This is a genomic window from Halomonas sp. TD01 (assembly GCF_923868895.1).
In the GTDB taxonomy this organism is placed as follows: Bacteria; Pseudomonadota; Gammaproteobacteria; order Pseudomonadales; family Halomonadaceae; genus Vreelandella.
The window spans coordinates 3678377-3698209 of sequence record NZ_OV350343.1 but is presented as its reverse complement, the minus strand read 5'-3'; the positions used below and the strand labels follow the sequence as shown (position 1 = coordinate 3698209).

The 19833-nt window shown below is 51.4% G+C and carries 18 protein-coding genes; 7 read left to right on the top strand and 11 right to left on the bottom strand.

Going from position 1 to position 19833, the window contains the following annotated elements; genetic code table 11:
* Positions 1–119 precede the first annotated feature (119 nt).
* The 3 genes from L1X57_RS18900 (at position 120) to L1X57_RS16780 (ending at position 3270) form a co-directional block, all read left to right on the top strand.
* Positions 120–293, top strand: a complete 174-nt coding sequence (locus tag L1X57_RS18900; protein ID WP_409559427.1) for a GAF domain-containing protein — start codon at positions 120–122, stop codon at positions 291–293.
* 222 nt (positions 294–515) lie between these two features.
* On the top strand, positions 516–2180 hold the full coding sequence (locus L1X57_RS16785; RefSeq protein ID WP_009723553.1) for a diguanylate cyclase: 1665 nt from the start codon (positions 516–518) through the stop codon (positions 2178–2180).
* Positions 2181–2661: 481 nt separating this feature from the next.
* Positions 2662–3270, top strand: coding sequence for an OmpW/AlkL family protein (locus tag L1X57_RS16780; protein ID WP_009723552.1), 609 nt, complete (start codon positions 2662–2664; stop codon positions 3268–3270).
* Positions 3271–3331: 61 nt separating this feature from the next.
* Here the strand turns inward: L1X57_RS16780 and pepQ are convergent, their stop codons facing one another.
* The 8 genes from pepQ to L1X57_RS16740 form a co-directional block, all read right to left on the bottom strand.
* Positions 3332–4621: a Xaa-Pro dipeptidase gene (gene pepQ, locus L1X57_RS16775; RefSeq protein WP_009723551.1), complete on the bottom strand. Its 1290-nt coding sequence runs from the start codon at positions 4619–4621 to the stop codon at positions 3332–3334.
* Between the two features lie 84 nt (positions 4622–4705).
* Positions 4706–5617 carry a LysR family transcriptional regulator gene (locus L1X57_RS16770; RefSeq protein WP_234667800.1) on the bottom strand — a complete coding sequence of 304 codons (912 nt, stop codon included), beginning with the start codon at positions 5615–5617 and terminating at the stop codon, positions 4706–4708.
* A 49-nt stretch (positions 5618–5666) separates the two neighbouring features.
* On the bottom strand, positions 5667–6740 hold the full coding sequence (locus tag L1X57_RS16765; RefSeq protein WP_009723548.1) for an ABC transporter ATP-binding protein: 1074 nt from the start codon (positions 6738–6740) through the stop codon (positions 5667–5669).
* Complete coding sequence (locus L1X57_RS16760; protein ID WP_009723547.1) at positions 6737–7753, bottom strand: ABC transporter ATP-binding protein; 1017 nt, start codon at positions 7751–7753, stop codon at positions 6737–6739. Before L1X57_RS16760 ends, L1X57_RS16765 begins: the two co-directional genes overlap by 4 nt.
* Positions 7754–7760: 7 nt before the next feature.
* Entirely contained in the window at positions 7761–8705 is a 945-nt protein-coding gene (locus L1X57_RS16755; RefSeq protein ID WP_009723546.1) for an ABC transporter permease, read from the bottom strand.
* Positions 8702–9751: an ABC transporter permease gene (locus L1X57_RS16750; RefSeq protein WP_009723545.1), complete on the bottom strand. Its 1050-nt coding sequence runs from the start codon at positions 9749–9751 to the stop codon at positions 8702–8704. The genes L1X57_RS16755 and L1X57_RS16750 overlap by 4 nt, the downstream gene beginning before the upstream one ends.
* A 150-nt stretch (positions 9752–9901) precedes the next feature.
* A complete protein-coding gene (locus L1X57_RS16745; protein WP_009723544.1) occupies positions 9902–11473 on the bottom strand; it encodes an ABC transporter substrate-binding protein in 1572 nt (523 codons plus the stop codon).
* Positions 11474–11802: 329 nt separating this feature from the next.
* A complete protein-coding gene (locus L1X57_RS16740; RefSeq protein WP_009723543.1) occupies positions 11803–12189 on the bottom strand; it encodes a glutaredoxin family protein in 387 nt (128 codons plus the stop codon).
* A 242-nt stretch (positions 12190–12431) separates the two neighbouring features.
* On the opposite strand from L1X57_RS16740, the gene mpl reads away from it, so the two are divergent.
* Genes mpl through L1X57_RS16725 form a run of 3 tightly spaced genes read left to right on the top strand, consistent with a single transcriptional unit; the run spans position 12432 to position 15105 of the window.
* On the top strand, positions 12432–13817 hold the full coding sequence (gene mpl / locus L1X57_RS16735) for a UDP-N-acetylmuramate:L-alanyl-gamma-D-glutamyl-meso-diaminopimelate ligase (RefSeq protein ID WP_009723542.1): 1386 nt from the start codon (positions 12432–12434) through the stop codon (positions 13815–13817).
* Complete coding sequence (locus L1X57_RS16730; protein WP_009723541.1) at positions 13814–14479, top strand: flavin prenyltransferase UbiX; 666 nt, start codon at positions 13814–13816, stop codon at positions 14477–14479. Before mpl ends, L1X57_RS16730 begins: the two co-directional genes overlap by 4 nt.
* A gap of 2 nt (positions 14480–14481) precedes the next feature.
* Positions 14482–15105, top strand: coding sequence for a LysE family translocator (locus L1X57_RS16725; RefSeq protein ID WP_186004651.1), 624 nt, complete (start codon positions 14482–14484; stop codon positions 15103–15105).
* 28 nt (positions 15106–15133) lie between these two features.
* Here L1X57_RS16725 and L1X57_RS16720 read toward each other — a convergent pair whose 3' ends face one another.
* Genes L1X57_RS16720 through L1X57_RS16710 form a run of 3 tightly spaced genes read right to left on the bottom strand, consistent with a single transcriptional unit; the run spans position 15134 to position 18335 of the window.
* Positions 15134–16525, bottom strand: a complete 1392-nt coding sequence (locus tag L1X57_RS16720; RefSeq protein ID WP_234667798.1) for a VTT domain-containing protein — start codon at positions 16523–16525, stop codon at positions 15134–15136.
* A 27-nt stretch (positions 16526–16552) separates the two neighbouring features.
* Positions 16553–17485 (bottom strand): diguanylate cyclase domain-containing protein, encoded by a 933-nt coding sequence (locus tag L1X57_RS16715; protein WP_009723538.1) that lies wholly within the window; start codon positions 17483–17485, stop codon positions 16553–16555.
* Positions 17478–18335, bottom strand: coding sequence for a hypothetical protein (locus tag L1X57_RS16710; RefSeq protein WP_009723537.1), 858 nt, complete (start codon positions 18333–18335; stop codon positions 17478–17480). Before L1X57_RS16710 ends, L1X57_RS16715 begins: the two co-directional genes overlap by 8 nt.
* 186 nt (positions 18336–18521) lie before the next feature.
* Between L1X57_RS16710 and L1X57_RS16705 the strand changes: the two genes are divergently transcribed.
* Entirely contained in the window at positions 18522–19829 is a 1308-nt protein-coding gene (locus L1X57_RS16705; RefSeq protein ID WP_009723535.1) for a glutamate-5-semialdehyde dehydrogenase, read from the top strand.
* The last annotated feature ends 4 nt before the right edge of the window (positions 19830–19833 follow it).

Below are 19833 nucleotides of genomic sequence, written 5' to 3'. Positions count from 1 at the left end.
TCTTAAAAAGAACGACTAACTGGACTGAAGAGAGGGGGCTTGAAAGTCGACTAAAGTTAGCGCTTACCCAAACGTGTCGCCAAGAGTCGTTTTGTGCCCATGCAATTCAAGGATAAGGGATTTTTGAGATTGAAGATGCCCGCCAGGACAACCGTTTTAAAGATTATGTTCTGGTAAAAACGCATCGTGGCATACGCTTTTACGCGGGCATACCGATGACAACGACGGATGGCCTTAGGGTAGGGGCGCTGTGTATCATTGACTCCGTGCCACGCCGTTTTAATGACCAGTAGCGTCAGGTGTTAAAAGATTTAGCAGCGTGTGCCGAAGAGGAGGTCAACCAATCAGGGTAGGATCTTATACGTTGCAGCGTGTAGCTGTCGCGTTTATGACGGCGAAAATATAGCCCGATGAGATCCAATAATTAACAGCACTCGGTGCTGTTAGCGTTATCGCAAAGCCGTTCGACCCGATGACGTTGTCACATCAAGTCCGCAGTCTTTGGGAGCAGGCAAGTGGTAGAGAGTGAGCGTAGTAAATTAGAACAAAAGCTTGAGCTTTTAAAACAGTCTTATCAGCATAATCTGCAAGAAGAACTGACATCGTTGTGCCATGTGCTGAAAAAAGCACAGCGACGCGAGGAAAGCCCGGAAGCCGATGTGGTTTCTTCGGCAGTATCGGTTGATGATAAAGCGCACGACGAGACCTCTCTAGATGCTATTTATCGTCGGATACATAAAGTATCAGGTTCTGCAGGTACCTTCGGCTTCGAGCATGTCAGTCAACTGGCCCGGGCATTGGAAGTGACCTTACTAAACGCATTAAAAGAAGGTAAGTCGTCGCTGGACGCATCTTTGGTTACGTTGCTGCAATCTCAGTTGACCTTGATGCAGCGCTCATTGGTGCCGGAGGCTCAGCCATTACCACAATGTACAATTGAGCAGAGTGATATACGTTCAGTGGCCAAGATATGGCTAATAGAGGAAGATGCCCTGCTTGGAAAACGTATATTGGAGCAGTTAGCTAACTTTAGTTATGAAGTGACACTATTCTCTTCAGTGCCTGCCATTGCTAATACCGACAGTGAACCACCGGATGTCCTGATTGTCGATGCAGCTGCGGGTTCTGCTTACCTTTCTCCGCTTCAATCGCTTTCCTGCCCCCTGTTTTTTATCAGCGAGCAGGACGACTTTGATGCGCGCATGCGTGCTGCGCAGCTTAACGCCTATGGCTATTTTTTAAAGCCGCTGAATATTCCACAACTTGTTAATCGTTTAGAACAGTTGCTTCAAGAGCGCCATGCGCCCCCCGCACGGATTTTAATTGTAGACGATGACTATCAGCTCGCTGCCTACTACCAGTTGGTGCTAGAAGCGGCTGGTATGGAAGTGCAGGTGTTGGATAAGCCCCGCTATGTCATTGAGCAATTAACCACTTACAGGCCTGAGCTTTTGTTAATGGACGTGCATATGCCGGACTATAACGGCCCGGATATTGCCGCGATGATTAGGCAATACGATGCCTGGAGCAGCCTTCCCATCGTATTCCTTTCCGCTGAACTGGATCTAAACAAGCAGGTAGATGCGTTAAGCCACGGTGCGGATGAATTTCTAACGAAGCCGATTTCGGCCGCTCAGTTAGTGGCCTCCGTTCGCGCACGGGTATCACGTTCACGAACACTGTCTGCACTGCTCAATAAAGATTGCCTTACGGGCCTTCTGAAACATGCCAGCATCAAAAGTGCCGCTATTGATGAGCTGCATCGTGCTGCTCGTCAGCATTATCCGGTAACGGTGGCGATGATTGATATTGACCATTTTAAGGCGGTCAATGATACCCACGGACATGCTGCGGGTGATGTTGTGATCGCTTCTTTAGCAACGCTATTACGTCAGCGTCTTCGTCAAACCGATATGATTGGCCGCTATGGAGGCGAAGAATTTCTAGTGGTATTGCCTCATTGCACGTCCGAAGATGGCCGCAAACGGCTGGAAAATATTCGTGAGTACTTTTCCAGATTACGATTTAATCAAGGGGCTCAAGAGTTTGGCTGCACTTTATCTGCAGGTATGGTGTGCAGCATTGATATGACAGAAGGTGAACAAGATAGGTTATTGGTGCGAGCTGACGAAGCGCTTTACCGAGCTAAGCGAGGAGGGCGTAACCAGGTTTGCCAATAGCGCGATTCGTTATGAGGCAAAACTATCCTGCCATGCTCACGGATGGTGCGCTTTGGCATTGGCAACAACGCCGCTCAATTAACATTCTGCCGTATTTTCTCCATAGGTTGTTGTTTTTAAATATTAAAATTAAATATGGCACGCAGTTCGCTAAATGTTAAGTAAGAAGCAAATGAACAGAGTTCCAGACGATAAATAGGGTGCTCTTCCTTCTTTGCTATATCGCCCCGACAGAGATTGGTAAGCGATACACTGAGTGAGCTGGCGTGCTCCACCTGGGTCCCCTTCGGGGGACTTTTTTTATGCCTGTCATTTGTACCTGACTTTTATAACTGATGCTGTTGGCCGGCTGTGCTTGATATGTAAAACTTATATTAAAATAACACAACAAGTTTGGAAACGCTGTTCGATTGGTATATATTGTATAGGTAGCTGGAGTTACCGGCACCAATCCCCAGTAAGATGTAAGAGGATGACCCTGATGAGTAAATTAAAATTAGTATCTGCTGCTGTTCTTTCCGCTAGCGCCTTGATCGCCAGCCAAGCAGCATTCGCTTACGAAGCAGGTGACGTTTTCGTACGTGGTGGTGTCGCCCAAACGGATACGGGTTCTGGAAATGGCAATGTTGGCGCGGCAGATCTAAACGTACAAAGCGCGCGAGGATTTACGTTTGGCGCGGGTTACCTGTTCACTGATAAGCTTGGTGCTGAACTTAACAGCTCCGAGAAGTTTGAACACGACCTCAACACCAGTCCTGGTGGCGACGCAGGTAGCGTAGATCGTTTGCCAATTAATCTGATGGTTAACTACTATCCGATGGGCGGTTTGGACTCTAAAGTTCAGCCCTATGTCGGCGTTGGCTTGAACTACACTCGCTTCTCAGGCGAGCCCACTGGCCTAAGCGTTGATGAAAGCTATGGCGCGATAGGTCAGGCGGGGGTTGATTTAGCGGTTACCGATAACGTCATGCTGAATGGTTACGTTAGCTACGCAGACGTGAACGCCGACATTAATGCAAGTGGTAACAAGGTCGGTGAAGTAAACATGGAACCAGTCACTATCGGTGGTGGCGTTACCTACCGCTTCTAACGGTTCGATCTGATAGTCGCCCGGCCCGGGGAATTAATCCTCGGGCCGGGCGTTTTGCTTATCAGGGGGTCAAGTTTTTGAAGCCACTCTCTGTGACGACAACGTTATCTTCAATACGGATGCCGCCACAGTTGGCTAACGAATCAACGGCTCTCCAGTTAATCGGCAGTGCCTTGTCGCGCAATGGTTTCAGCAACATAGGGATATAGTAGAATCCAGGCTCTATGGTTACTACCATGCCTGGGCGCAGTGTACGGGTTAAACGTAGCGCTGGGTGTTGTTCAGGAGCAGGTGAGGGCGTTCCGTCTGGATGACGAAGCCCTGCCACATCATGAACCTGTAGCCCCAACGAATGCCCTAATCCGTGTGGGCAAAAGGCCCGCGTAATCCCCTCATCAACTGCCTGTTCTGCACTACCCTGAAAAAGATCATTGGCAATAAGAATATCTGCCAACAAACGATGCATTTGCTCATGTAGCGCAATGAACTCCACGCCTGGAGCAACGCTTCCGACAAGCGTGTCTTTTAACTGGTGGATACCGTCAATTAAATCGCGATAGAGGGCTGGCGCGTCAGGACCTGCATAAGTGCGTGTAATGTCAGCGCAGTAGCCGCGAAAACGGCGACCAGCGTCAACCAGTAGGCTATGTCGTTGCGTGGGACTTTTTAGGCCATAGTGTTGGTAATGCAAGACACCTGCATGTTCATTTAGCCCAATGATGTTCTGATAGGGGACATCGGATTCACGCTGTCTGCTGGCAGCCAGGTAGGCCAGTTGAATATCTAACTCCGCCGACGCGCCAATAAAAGCCGCCTGTGCGGCTTGATGACCTGCCATGGCGAGTCGGTTAGCTTCGCTCAAACAAGCAATTTCATAAGCAGTCTTGAACATGCGCAGTTCGTCTAGAGCCTTAACCAGCGGTTCGGGCTGGTACTGTGCGTCTAATGCGAGGCACGTGGTGGCCTCAATATCGCCGATCACGGCAGCGCGACCGGCTAACGTTGGCATGGTTTTTTCACTACATAGATGAATATCAAACTCAGTCACCCATGGCTCTTCAGGAAGGCGAGTAGGCAAATGCCAGAAATCTGCCGGCGCATACAAGTACAACTGCGGGCGCTTGCCTGGTTGAATCACCAGCCAACTGTGCTGGATATCGGCCATGCCCACCCAGTGCATAAAGTGGCCGTATGTCTGGAAGGTTGGCGTTTGGTCGTCGCCAAAGTGAGGGTCGGTGTGACCGCTATAGATAGCCAAGCTATCGAGACGGTGACTGGCTAACAGGTCTGAATAAGCTTGCTGTAAATGCGCTAGGTGTTCGCGCTGCAGTTTAAACAAAGAAGCTGACATTCAAGTAGTGTCCTTTTTTCAATGACGGCTCGGCCATGAACTCTGATGACGGTAACAAGTCGGGTAATAGCCTTAACTGTTGGCTTAATTGCGCAGCGGAGCGAGCTCACTCCACAGGCTATCCAGCTCTGCGTGATGCTGGTTTTGGTGGCGATATAGTCGCAGCTCCATCGGGACATCCCAGCGGCTATCGCCTGCTCTGATTAATGTTCCGTTGGATAGCTCAGCGGCTATGTTGCGTTCAGGTAGCCAGCTCATGCCATAGCCGAGAAGCACCAGCTCTTTAATACCTGCCGCATAGAGATTTTCACTTTGCGCCATGAGGTAGGTGCTCTGCGGTAGGCGAGCGAGATGCGCCTTTACCGCTGAACCCAATAGGCCCCGCTTTGGATAGGCCAGCCAAGGCGCGGGTTGCTGCCGTGAGCCGGGCAGCAACGCGCAAGGTGTGCCGTTCGCGTCCAAGCCAGTGACAGGAATCAAGCGCTCGTGGCCAATGACTCGATACGTACAGGCACTGGTATCGATGTCTAAATCGCAACGCCCGATTGGCCAATAGCAAATAGCGAGATCGCACTCTGCTCGGCCAAGCGCTTGAAAATAATCGCTCGCCACCCAGCCAGTCGCTCGTAAGTACGGCTGTATACGCTCTTGCCAACCCGTAGAGGCAAGCCACTCCGGCAAAAACTGTGGAAGTAAGCTCTGCGGAGCAGCCACCATGATGCGGCGCTGCTGTCCGGCGCTGATTTCTCGCACGCGGTCACGTGTTAAACGCACGCGATCGGTTACCTGCTCGCAAAGCGTCAGGAACTCCTCTCCCGCTGGGGTTAGCGAAAGCGGCAATGTCTGCCGGTTGATCAGCGTCACGCCCATCTCTTCCTCCAGCAACTTAATGCGCCGTGAAAAGGTGGGCTGTGTGACGTGCTGATCATCTGCTGCGCGAGAGAAGTGCCGCGTTCTGGCCAGGGCAATAAAGTCTTCTAGCCAGCGAATTTCCATGTCTTACCTCGCAGTGCTGCCAAACGTGATGCTGTTGCTGAAACTGACGTCATAGGCGGCCTTCTTCAACAGCGTGGCACGCAACGCGAGTGCCGTCATCCTGGGTTTGCAGGATAGGAATTTCCTGGTGGCAGCGGGCGTTGGCATAGGGGCAACGGCCATGGAATACGCAGCCGCTCGGTAAGTTGACTGGTGTCGGCACTTCGCCGGTAAGACGAATATGCTGGGGCCGGTCATCCTTCAGGCGTGGAATTGCCGAGAGCAGCGCCTGGGTATAGGGGTGGCGCGGTTTAGCGAACAGCGTCGCTGTCGTTGCCACTTCACAAACTGTACCTAAATACATCACCGCTACACGAGTGCCAAAGTGCTCTACAACCGCTAAATCGTGGGTGATGAATAGATAAGTCAGGTTACGCGCTTGTTGCGCCTCCATCAGCAGGTTGAGCACTTGTGCCTGAATGGATACATCCAGTGCCGAAATGGGTTCGTCGGCAACAATAAACTCAGGATCGACGGCTAGGGCGCGTGCTATGGCGATACGCTGGCGCTGGCCACCTGAAAACTCGTGCCCAAAACGCTTGCCCCAGTCGGGGTCAATCCCCACTGAACCCATGACGTCCTGAACCTTGTCGAGTATCTTTTCACGGTTCCAGTCTGGGTGGTGCAAGCGCAGCGGTTCTTCCAGCGTTTGCTGGATCGTCATCCGAGGATTAAGCGATGCATAAGGATTTTGGAAAATCATCTGCATGCGCTTGCGATAAGGCAATAGCTGGCGGGAACTTAAGTTGTCGATCCTCTGCCCGTCATAGCGAATTTCGCCCTCGGTGGGCGTGAGTAACCCCATGACTGTTCTGGCAACAGTGGATTTACCGCAGCCAGATTCACCAACCACGCAGAGCGCTTCGCCGCGTTTTATATCGAGGTTAACGCCGTTAATAGCGTGTACATGCTCTTGGTGACGAACCAGCTTGCCGCCTTTAAAGCGCAACTGATCCAAAAAATCCCCTGATAATGAAAAACGCTTTTTTAGGCCACGAATTTGCAGTAGCGATTCGCTGCTCTCTTCATTTTGAGTGTGCGACGTACTGTGTATTGTACTGTGCATTTCTCCCTGAGCACTCATCGTGTTTCCTCCTTCAGGCGACGGTCTTCAAGCATTTCAGCCACCATATGGCAGGCGACACGGCAATTGCCGGATTCGACAAATTCAGGCACTTGCTGGGTGCAGGCAGGGCGTGGTTGACCATCTGCTCTATTGATGAAGTCGCAGCGCGGATGAAACGCGCAGCCGCTAGGCAAGTTAGAGAGTGACGGCATGCTGCCGCGGATTTGATTGAGCTTTTCGCCGGGCGTCGCCATTTGCGGTAACGCGTTGATCAGCCCTTGGGTATAGGGGTGCTGCGGATCATTGATAATTTCCCGCGTGGGGCCTTGTTCAATAACACGACCAGCATACATAACCAGCATACGCTGAGTGACCTGACTCACGACACCCAAGTCGTGAGTGATAAGAATCAGGCCCACGTTGTGCTGTTCGCATAGCTCAAGAAGGAGCGCCATGATTTCCGCTTGGATGGTCACGTCCAAGGCGGTGGTCGGTTCATCAGCAATGATAATGTCGGGGTCGAGCAGTAGGGCGATGGCGATAATAATGCGCTGGCGCATACCACCAGAAAGCTCGTGGGGGTATTGATCCAAGCGTGTCTCTGGCGACGGAATCTGAACTTGGCGCAACTTATCCAGAGAGATGGCGCGTGCTTCTTTGGTGGAGATACGTCGGTGCGCTTTTAGGCACTCGACCATCTGCTCACCAATCGAGAGTACGGGGTTTAGCGTCATCATTGGGTCTTGGAAAATCATCGAGATGCGATTGCCGCGTACTTTGCGCAGACCGCGCTCGGACATGGTATTAAGTGTCTGACCTTCAAACTTAATGCTGCCACCGGCTATAAAGCCGGGCTTGGCAATCAGATTAAGTAGTGAGAAGGCGGCCACGGATTTACCCGCGCCAGACTCGCCTACGATGCCTAAGCGCTCGCCGCGCTCCAGGGTGAAATTGACATCGCGAAGAGCGCGCACTTCACCTTGGCGAAGTGCAAAACGTACGTCGAGTTGAGAGACTTCAAGTAGCGCCATGGTGTCCTCAGCCTTTATAGAGTCGTGGGTTCATGACATCGCGCAGCCAATCGCCCAATAGATTGATAGACAGCACCAGCACAATGAGTACCGCACCAGGAATCAGGGTGATCCACCAAGAGCCTGACTGAATATAGTCAAAGCCGGCTTTAATCAGCGATCCAAGAGAAGGGTGGGTTTCTGGCATCCCGAGGCCTAGGAATGACAGTGCCGCCTCAGAAATAATGGCGTTGGCAATTTGCACCGTTGAGATAACAAAAATCGGAGACATGGTGTTCGGCAGCACATGGCGAAACATAATACGTTTGCTGCGTAGGCCCATCACTCGTGCAGCATCGACGTACTCTTTGTTTTTCTCAGCTAACACCGAAGCGCGCACCGTGCGTGCGTACTGAGGCCACTCAGCTAGCCCGATAATTAAAATCAGCATGAGCACGGCATATTGGCTGTAAAACGCGCTACCCATGGTGGCTTTCACCAGAGCACCCACCACGATAGCGACCATTAGTGTAGAAAAGGACAGCTGGATATCGGCTAAGCGCATCAAAAAAGCATCGACGCGGCCACCTAAGTAGCCTGCCATTAGGCCGAACGTTACGCCGAGCAGCGCTTGAAGTATGACAGCGCCAAAACCAATTAGTAGCGATACGCGTGTGCCGTAGAGAATAATCGACCATAAATCGCGTCCCTGGGCATCGGTGCCTAAGCTGTAACGCTCATCAGCACCATCAATCCAAAAAGGCGGTAATTCGGACGACATAATGTCGATTTGTGCGAGGTCATAAGGATTGGTGGGGGCTAGCAAAGGCGCTGAAAACGCCGCAATGACTAGGCAAATAAATACCGCGAGACACAGTTGGGCCGTGCGATCGCGCTTAAAGCTGTACCATAAATAGGAATCACGCAGGCGTTCCCAACGGCTGGGTGCCATCGTTGTTGTAGGCGTTGTCATGCGGGCTTACCTGTCAGTTTTACGGTGGGGTTCACGAAGCCGTAGATCAAATCCACAATGGTGTTCGTCACCACGAAAATGACGCCGACAATCATCAAGTAAGTAACAATTAGCGGTATATCGGCTCGGTTAATAGCATCAAGGAACATCAGTCCCATGCCCGGCCATTGGAAAACAGTTTCGGTCAAAATGGTGTAAGCCACCATGGTGCCGATCTGTACGCCGCCAACGGTGATAACCGGCAGCATGGTGTTTTTAAGCGCGTGAACAAAGTAAACACGTCGCATTGAAATGCCTTTCGCTCGGGCGTACTTCACATACTCTGACTGCAGCACTTCCATCATTTCTGCGCGAATCAGGCGGATAAACAGCGGCAACATAATGGAGGCGAGTGAAATAGCGGGTAGTACCAAATGCTGTAAGCCATTCCACGTGGCTAAGTTGGTGTCCCAGTGGCCTACCACATGCACTAAGTCATAGCCACGGCCAAACGATGGCATATTACCTTCTGTCGACAGCAGGCTATTTAACCAAGCTCCCCAGCTGGTACTTTCAGGAAACAGGGTGATAGTGATCCCAATCGAGAAAATCTGAATCAATAAAATGGCGGTCAAAAACACCGGTATCGAAATACCAATAATTGAGGCGCCCATAAAAAAACGTGATATAGGAGAGCGAGGTTTTATCGCGCTATAAACGCCGATTGGTACGGAAAAAAGCACAATAATGAGCGTGGCGGCAAACACCAGTTCGAGCGTTGCAGGCAAATGCCGAGCAATTACTTCCAGCGCAGGTTCGCGGTAGAAATAGGAGTACCCAAAATCGCCTTGCACCGCATTTTTAGCAAAGCGTACATACTGAACTAAAAACGAATCATTTAAGCCTAAGCGCTCGCGAATAGCTTCACGTTCACTTTCGGGGACCGACTGTCCGACCATCTGTTGTACAGGGTCACCCAGGTTATCCTGGATGGCGAAGGCCAGTACACTGATGACAAACATCACCAATATCGCGTGCATCAGGCGCTTGATTAGAAAAGCAATCATGGCGTACGCCACCTATGTCATAGGTTTAATAGAGAATTAATGGCAAGTAAGGGCGAAGCCTGTGATGAGGCTGTTACCACATAAAATGCTTCGTCCCCCAGGGTTATGGGGAACGAAGCATCCTTGCACGTGTAAAAATAAGCGTGGAAATTAGCGATTAATTACCAGATCACCTAGATAGGGGAAGTCAATGGCGTTAACGATTGGTTCGATATCTATGCCGTCAGCAGCGCCATAGGCGAGATTTTGCCAATGCAACATGATGTAGCCTACGTCTTCATAGAGCATGGCTTCCGCTTCACGCAGCATTTCATTGCGTTTTTCTAAATCAGTTTCGCTATCTGCCGCAGTAACAAGCGCGTCAATTTCTTCGTTGCAATAGCTGCCGTAGTTGTATTGACCAACGCCGGTCTCTTCATCAATGCAGAAAGAGAGATACTGGAAGAAGTTAGCGGTGTCTTCGGTGTCCGCATGCCAGCCAATCATTGCAATGTCAGATTCGCGAGTATCGTATTCGGGCCAGTACTGAGCAAGCGGCATCGTGCGCAGGTTAACATTAATGTTGATCTGCGCCAGCATGTTAGCCACTGCTTGAGCGATCTGAGCATCGTTCACGTAGCGGTTATTCGGCGCGATCATGTCAACGCTGAACCCTTCCTCGTAGCCCGCTTCTGCCATCAGCTCTTTGGCGCGTTCAATGTCATAACGTGGCACTAAGTCAGGGTTGTGGCCAGAGTAGCCTTCTGGAGAGAACTGGCCCGCTGGCGTGGCGAAACCACGCATCAATCGGTCGGCAATACCTTCTTGGTTAATCGCCAAATCAACAGCTTGGCGAACCCGTGCATCCTGGAAGGCTTCAACGCGTTCTTCATTCATTTGGAAGCCAATGATGCGTGTGCCGTCCACTTCTACGAGATTGGCGTTATCGGCTTCGCGAACACGATCCAGGTCGTTAGGTGGCACCGCATCGATAAAGTCAACGCCGCCTGACAGTAGTGCCGCCACGCGTGAGGCATTTTCAGCAATGGGCGTCAGGACAATTTTAGAAACGTTACCTTCGCTGTCGGTATCCCAGTAATCCTCAAAGCGTTCAAAATCAACGCGGACACCTTGACGGCGTTCAGTGATAATAAATGGGCCAGTGCCTGAGACATTTCGCGATGCAAATGAGTTGCCCGCTTTTACGATTTCAGCTTTTTCATTGCCGCTTTCGGTTTCACCCGTGTAGAACTCGCTATCCATGGGGAAGATGTAAGTTGCAAGGTTCAGCAGTAGCGGGTAGGGCTCAGTGGTTGTAATTTCGACAGTGTAATCGTCAACTGCTTCAGCACCTGCGACGGGCTCAAAAATAGCGCGATAATCCGGGCTCTCTTTCAGACGTTCAATCGTCCATACCACATCTTTGGCGGTAAATTCGTTACCTGAGTGGAAGGTGACACCTTCACGCAGGGTCATGCGTGTCGTCGTTTCGTCTACCTGTTCCCATTCAGTCGCCAGACGCGGCTCAAACTGAAAATCTTTTGTCCAACGTACCAGCGGGTCAAACGCTAAGTGCGAAAGGCGCAGCATGCCGCCAGATAACTGCTCATGGATATCGAGGGTTTCAGGGTCGGCAGAGTAACCAATGCGCAGGGTTTCAGCACTTGCGGTCATCGGTAGCATCGTCGTGCCCGCAACCACAGCACCAATGACAGAAGCCAGTAGCGTTTTCTTAAACGTCATAATGTTTCCCTTTGTATTGTTTATTGTTCACTTTACTGGCCAAACCTAGCGTGTTTAAAAACCAATTGCGTTTGAAAACTAGGTGCGTTTGAAAAACCAGTAAAACAGACACGGTCAGCTTGTAAGCTGTTCTAACAGCATTGTGTTCTCTATAAACATAGAGAGTGCGGGTTGCGTCATACAATCGAAATAATGAGAGGTATCATTCATCTGCTGAATGACAGGGCTGGTAACGGCCTCAAAAGATAGGGGCGTTAGACGAAGGTGGGGTGCAGTGGGCGCCGCTATTCGGCTTTTCAACTCCATAGCGGCAACTGTATAAGTGTGTTCTAAGCGAAATGTTGGTGTAACCAGCGGTTAATGGCATCTGACTCGTAGAGCCACTCTTCCCGGCCGTCTTCATGGTTAATTTTTAAGCACGGAACTTTAACTTTGCCACCGCCTTCTTGAAGCGCTTTTTTATGGTCAGGGTCTAGCTGAGCGTCGCGTAATTCGATATTGAGTCCCAGTCGCGCGATTTCTTTACGTACTTTGATGCAGAAAGGACATGTGCGGAACTGATAGAGGGCTAGGTGTTCACAGGCGGCATCGACCTTAGCTTGCTCTTCCTCGGTACGCTCTACAGATTTAGGGGTTGAAAGCTTCTCTGAGATCAACATGACGGGGGCTAGAATAAGGCGGACACCTCTGAAGAAATAGCGAATCAAAACGCGCATTGTAAGCTCCCTCGGCAACGCTGAGATTGGTCAGCGGTTGGATGTGTGTGAATGATCATCTTTAAAAGATCATGAGCAAAAAGGTAGCCGCATCCTGCATCAAACTGGGCGTTTTGTCACTTCTGAACGAGCTTTGGCTCTAGTTTTAAAGCCAAGACCTGCCTTGAACTAGATGAGCAAGTTAACGTTGCATGCTAGTCTCAGCAGCTTAGTTAACTGGTTAAGTAAGGAGCGCTTCACCTATGCGTCTGCATATTATGGGTATCTGCGGCACTTTTATGGGGAGCCTGGCTCTGCTAGCGCGGGAGTTAGGGCATCAGGTGAGCGGCTCAGATACGAATGTGTATCCTCCCATGAGCACCCAGTTAGAAGAGGCGGGGATAACCCTGATGGAGGGATATCGCGCCGAAAATCTTGCTGATCAGCCTGCACTTGTCATTGTGGGAAATGCGTTATCTCGGGGTAACCCCGAAGTCGAGGCGCTGCTAAATAGCGGTTTGTCCTATACCTCAGGCGCTCAGTGGCTGGCTGAACATGTACTGCCTGGCAGGCAAGTCATTGCCGTTGCAGGTACTCACGGTAAGACCACCACTGCCAGCCTTTTAGCATGGTTATTGGAAAGCGCTGGCTTTACGCCTGGATTTTTAATTGGTGGTGTGCCGCGTAATTTTGGTGTGTCGGCACGCTTAGGTCATCACGATAGCCCGTTTATTGTAGAGGCTGACGAGTACGATACGGCGTTTTTTGACAAGCGCTCTAAGTTTGTTCACTACCGCCCCCAGATTGCGGTGATGAACAACTTAGAGTTTGACCATGCCGATATATTCCCTGACCTTGCTGCGATTGAGCGCCAGTTCCACCATTTGGTACGAACCGTGCCGAGCCGAGGTTGCTTGTTAGTTGCTGATCAACAGCCTGCGCTGGAACGTGTTTTAGAAATGGGAGTATGGTCGCCGGTCGAGCATTTCGGCACATTAGAGAACAGCGAGTGGCAATTGCGTTTGGAACGCTCTGATGGCAGCCGCTTTCAGGTGCTCCACATTGGGGTAGAGGGCGAAGAGGACGGCGTAGTCGAGTGGGCGTTAACCGGTGAGCACAACGCGCGTAATGCGCTTGCGGCACTTGCCGCTGCGAGCCGTTGTGGTGTGAATCTTGCTCGCGCTTGCGCTGCGCTTTCTCGTTTTAAAACACCCCGTCGCCGTCAGGAAGTCCTCGGGGAAGTGGACGGAGTGCAAGTCATCGATGACTTTGCCCACCATCCAACAGCGATTGCGGCCACCTTAAAAGGGCTGCGTGCAGCCACCACCAAAGGGCGTTTGCTGGCGGTGATTGAGCCACGCTCCAATACCATGCGTTTAGGCGCACTGCGTGCTCGACTGAATGAGAGCGTTGCCGATGCGGATGCCGTGTTCTGGTTTCAACCGGCAGGGCTTGACTGGTCAATGGAAGCGTTAGTGGCTGAACAAGGCAAGCGCGCTGAACTATTTAGCGATATCGATGCGCTCGTGCAAGCGGTTGTGACTCAAGCGTCACCACTAGACCGTATTGTTGTGATGTCTAATGGCGGTTTTGAAGGAGTTCATCAGCGCCTGTTGAGCGCGCTATCTGCCAAGGAGCAAGCTGAGTGACAGACTTTAAACCGCCGGTAACAGTGGCGCTGACAGGTGCTTCGGGCGCGCAGTATGGCCTGCGCTTGATCGACGTATTAGTGGCTGCAGGTCATGAAGTGTGGGTAATGATTTCCAAAGCAGCGCATATGGTCATTGCCACTGAGACAGATGTGTCGTTACCTGCTCAGCCTAAACGCTTAGTCGAGGCACTCACCGAGCAGAGTGGCGCTAAGCCCGGTCAAATCCGCTGTTTTGGTCGTGAAGACTGGATGGCACCCGTCGCATCAGGTTCTGGCGCCCCCTCTGCGATGGTGATTTGCCCCTGCTCTACAGGCACGCTTTCAGCAGTCGCAACTGGCGCGAGCAATAACTTAATTGAGCGTGCCGCCGACGTCGCTATCAAAGAGCGACGGACGTTAGTCATGGTGCCACGTGAAAGCCCCTTTTCACCCATTCACCTAGAGCACATGCTGGCGCTAAGCCGCTTGGGAGTGGTGATTTTGCCTGCGGCTCCCGGTTTTTATCATCGCCCGGAACGAATAGAAGATTTAATCGACTTTGTGGTTGCCCGGATACTCAACCAGTTAGGCATTACCCACCGCCTTGTACCGCGTTGGGGTGAAGGGTATGAAACCACGTCTAGCGATGCAGATAACGATGTAAACAATACGGAAGAGTAATGATGATGTCATGGGCGACGCTGTCGGTGTTTGTACCCACGTTTTTGTTCGTTTCCCTAACGCCGGGGATGTGTATGACGTTGGCGATGGTGCTGGGAATGACCCAGGGAGTGAAGCGAACGCTGTGGATGATGATAGGCGAGCTAATTGGCGTTGGCATCGTTGCGGCCGCCGCGGGTGCTGGTGTGGCAGCGTTAATGCTGCGTCAGCCAGAGCTGTTCATTGCGTTTAAGTGGGTGGGCGGCGCGTACTTGGCTTATTTGGGCATTATGATGTGGCGCTCTAGGGGGCGTATGGCTATCCCTGACGAGCTTAATGCTGGGCCAGCCGCTGGGCGGGTACAGCTGGCTACTCAGGGGTTAGTCACGGCAGTGGCCAACCCCAAGGGGTGGGCCTTTTTTATGGTGCTGCTGCCACCGTTTTTAGATGGCAGTCGGCCACTAGCGCCTCAGCTTACCCTTCTTATTGCGGTTATTTTAGTGATCGAGTTTGCCAGCATGCTGGTGTACGCCACTGGGGGGAAAACGCTGCGTAACGTGCTAGGCAAAAGCGGCAATGTACGGTTGCTTAACCGTATTGCAGGGACACTAATGATTGGGGTGGGTGTCTGGCTGGCACTGGGGTAGCGTCGAATTGCTAAGTAGCGCCGAGTTGCTAAACAGGTGGTAGCAGGATAACACGCAGGCCTACCAGCACGATGGTGGCTGCTATTAGTCTGCCCCACGGGCAACGAGGTAAGGGAGTTCTAACGCTTCGCTGCCAATTCAGCCGAACGAGGGCGCATACTAGCAGGCCCAAGAGGGCGCCGCCGATGAGATCACTTAGCCAATGAACGCCTAATATTAAGCGCGATAACGCCATCGGCGTGACCAGTATAATGGCTAGCCAATAAACCCAAACGCGTTGTTTGCGGTGCAACCCGGCTGCAATGAACGCAGCTGCTAGCCCAGCAACGACAACTGCCGTGGAGGTGTGTGCGCTTGGGTATGAAAATGAGCCAGCCAGATAGTCTGGTGTTTCTGGCCGTACACGCCCAAAAACCATCTTTCCCATTGTGTTGAGCAGCGCAACACCACCGATGGCAAACGCCCAATGGCTAAGAGCATCCATGCGCTTGTGGTGTATCAGCCAAACTGCCAAAGGCAAAAGTAGGGCGGTAACCCCAAGTGAGTCGCCTATTTTGGCCAAGCTCAAGCTGACTAACTGAAGTGGCTCATTGGTTAACCAGCTAAACAGCCGCTGCGCTTGTAGGTCAATCGCCAGTGGGCCTTGATGGTTCATTACCAGCAGTGTCCAGGCTGAGACACTTGCCAACGTGATCACAAATAACAGTAACGAGGCTAGCGGCACTTCATCATTAAGGCTCATTGAGAGCCAGGAACGACGCATAAAAGGGACACGACGAATAAGGCGTGCTGTTGCCAAGTAGATAAAGCCATGGCGCCCAACCTGAGCTCTTCCCCAGGAAAAAACCACCGCAAGCACGACGATGCTGGCGCCTAATGTAATGATTGCCGTTTCAATGTTTTGGGGGAGATTGAGGTGCTGTTGCCAGGTTCTTCCTAGTAAGTAGCCAGGCAGCACATAAGCGGGTGCCCACAGGGCGGCGGAAGTGATATTAGCCCACAAAAATGTGCGTTTTGGCATCCGCATCATGCCTGCAATAAGCGGAATAATGGGACGGACTGGCCCTACGAATCGGCCAATAAATACTGAATGGATACCATAACGTTCAAAAAAAAGTACGCCGCGTTCAAGCCATTCTGGATGGATGGATAACGGCCAGCGGTTGGTGACCTGTTCGCGGTGGTGATAGCCGAGCAGGTAGCTAATGCTATCCCCCAAAATGGCGCCTAGTAACGCAGCGCCGGTTAGCCATGGTAGGGCAATGGCTTCATGCCCCGCCAAAGACGCGGCTGCGGTGATTAACACAACGCCTGGAACCAATAAGCCAACCAACGCAAGGGATTCAAGCAGTGAAATTAGCGCAACCATCAGTAGTAACATGGCTGGTGAGAGCGACAGGGCAAAAAGCGTATCAGCCATGACGAGTACTGCTCCATTTTATAAGCATCAAGCGATAGATAATGCCTTCGCACGTGCTTCCAAGCGATTTATGTAGCGTTCAAAACTTTCATTTCGGCACGGCAGGCAAACAGCAATACGGGTTTCTAATTGCCCCGTTTCCACTAGAACACGTTGTGATAATGCGCGTTGCAGCCGCTCGCGCACCAACATAGCACCGCTTTCGCTTGTGTCAGGCAACACCAACCAGAATGTGGCGTTGTCTGCTCGGCCTAATAGGTCGTGGTCACGGCAACGGCTATTCACTTCGTTACAGAGAGCGCCCAAAAGAGCCGTTTGAGCGCGTGAACCAAATTGCTCTTCCGCCATATCAAGTTGGGGTAAATGCATTACTAATACCGCCAAGCGCTTGTTGAGCATCGCTGCGCGTAGAAATTCATTATGCAGGCGCTCTTTTAGCGTATCGATATGGTAAGCATTGCAATCATTGTCGTTTGGATCCGTCGCCCTTAACAATGCTCGCTGACGTGCGTGTTCCCATGGTGGTAAGGCGAGCAGCAGAATGAGAGCGGTATAAGCAATAATCATCTCTGCGGATGTGCCATTGTGGTTGGTTAACAGCCACCACAAGGGGCCGGAAAATGTAGTTAGCAATAAAGCGCTCGATAGCGGGAGCAAAAAAAATGCAGCAGCCGTGGGCAGTCCAATCCAAATAGTCGAGATGCTAGGGTGGTTATAGAAAGCGGACAGGGTAATGACATAACTACTACCCAGTAAAATAGCGCGAGGAAGAGCAGGGTTTAACGCCTGACTTTGGTGCATTAATAACGCCGCGAGTAGCAGCAGTGCCACAAACATCGGCACTAACAAGTCGTGATAATTTCCCATCCCATAAAGCCAGAACGTGTACCCTGCTACTAAGATAACGCTGGCAGTGTAGGCAAAGGTCATCAGGTGTCTGTGCAGCGGTTGGTCAATCATCGTTATTTTCCCGTTGTAGAGGCGGGAGCTGGGCTAGCGCCTCGACGGACAGACCTGATAGTTCTATGTCCATTAGCGGCAGGTGATGGGAGTGCTGTTTTTCTGGGAGGCCGGCACAGAGAAGCTTGCGGCGGTGAGCGGCTTCCTTTGGATTATGCGACAGCATTAAGGCGGCAAGCGTCTGACTGTTTAAGCGATAAACGTGTTCGAAGCTGTATGTGAGGTTGCACAATTTTTGCGCCGACGACCAAAGCTGATGACGTTTTACTTGGATAATGAATAACTCTGCATAGATGGCTTCACGTTCAGAGCGGGTTTGTTCGCGACTTAGGTCTCTTAGTAGTTGGCCGCTTGGCCATAGATTAAGACCGGGAATAAGCCGAAGACGTTTGCGAATCGAGCCATTAATATCGATTAACTGGCACGCTTTGGCACTGGACAGCACGCCCAGTGTCATCAGAGTAGCCAAAAGCAGTAGCCCTTCGGGTAAGGTGAGAAGAGGGGCGATTAATAACCAGCTAAGTAGCGCAGCGCACGCGTTGAAAGCAGCTACCCAGCGTTTCTGGGGAAGCATAAACATTGCCGCCCAAGCCCATATTAAAAAGCTATGACGTTCTGGAGCTGCGGCAATAAGAGACAATAGCAGCGTCCCGGTGAGCACTTGCCAAGGTAGGCCTTTAGAACGGCGGTGGCTAAAATCGAGTAATAACGCAGTAACGAAAAGCCAGCCTACCGACAACCAAAGCGCCAGCGCAGCCACTGGCTGTGCCGTATATGTCCAGAGTGCTAATACTACTGCCGCTGCAAATAGATTGGCTCTTAGTAGGCGTATTTTGTACTTGCTTTGCATGGTGGCTTACTATTCACCTTTAATTCGGGATTGCCCATGGAACACTTTGACTAGGCGTGGGCGTCTAAATGTAGTCACTAACAGCGTCAGTATAACGCCCTAATGGCGTAACATACTGCCAAACACCTAGTACCACTACCATAGAATGCAACTTGCCTTGCATACGCGATAACACAGGGAGAAAGTATGAGCGGTTCAAACGCACGCCAAAACGTAGCCCTACAGCAATTAGCTGCGGGGGATGTGCCCGCTTATATCCAGGTGCTCGGTCAAGGCGCTCGGGCAGCTGCTAGAGAGTTGCGTCGTGCTGATACGGGATTGAAAAATCGTGCGCTTGAGGCAATGGCATTACGCCTTGCGGCATCTAGACAATTAATATTAGAGGCTAATGCGCTTGACTTACAGCGTGGTAAAGAAACCGGCTTAGACAATGCGTTGCTAGATCGTCTGGCACTTAACGATGCGCGAATTGATGCCATGATCGAAGGTCTTCATCAAGTGGCTGCCTTGCCAGATCCTGTCGGCGAGATTGACGATATGCGCTATCGCCCGAGCGGGATTCAAGTTGGCAAAATGCGCGTGCCGCTTGGGGTTATTGGCATTATTTACGAATCTCGCCCCAACGTTACCCTTGAGGCAGCAAGCTTGTGCTTAAAATCCGGTAATGCCTGCTTGCTACGCGGGGGATCTGAAGCCAGTGCGTCAAATGCTGCAATTAGTAGTTGTATACAGGAAGGATTAGCCGATGTTGGCTTGCCGCCTGAGTCAGTACAGGTCGTTGCCACCACTGATCGAGCTGCGGTGGGTGCAATGATTAGCATGCCTGACTATGTTGACGTCATTATTCCAAGAGGGGGAAAGTCACTGATCGAGCGCATCTCCCGCGAGGCAACGGTGCCGGTTATTAAACACCTTGATGGCGTTTGTCATGTTTACATCGATACCACGGCAGACCCCGCTAAAGCGATGGCCATCGCGGTAAACGCGAAAACGCATCGTTATGGCACCTGCAATACGATGGAAACGCTACTGGTGGATGCGCCAATTGCCGATATTGTGCTGCCAGAGTTGGCTCGTGCCTACGCCGAGCACAGTGTAGAGCTACGTGGTTGCGAGCGCACACGGGCGTTGCTGCCCCAGGCAACGTTGGCCACTGAAGAAGACTGGAGTGCTGAGTACCTTGCGCCTATTTTAGCGATTAAAGTCGTCGATGGTATGGATGAGGCGATCCAACATATCGAACAATACGGCTCTCATCATACCGATGCCATTGTGACTCAAGACATCAGTCTAGCGAGACGCTTCATGGCAGAGGTCGACTCGAGTTCAGTCATCGTGAATGCATCTACGCGTTTTGCTGATGGCTTCGAGTATGGGCTGGGAGCCGAAATAGGTATCTCAACCGATAAGCTGCATGCACGAGGGCCTGTTGGATTAGAAGGGCTCACAACGCAAAAATATGTAGTGTTTGGGGATGGGCAAGTCAGGCAATGAGTTC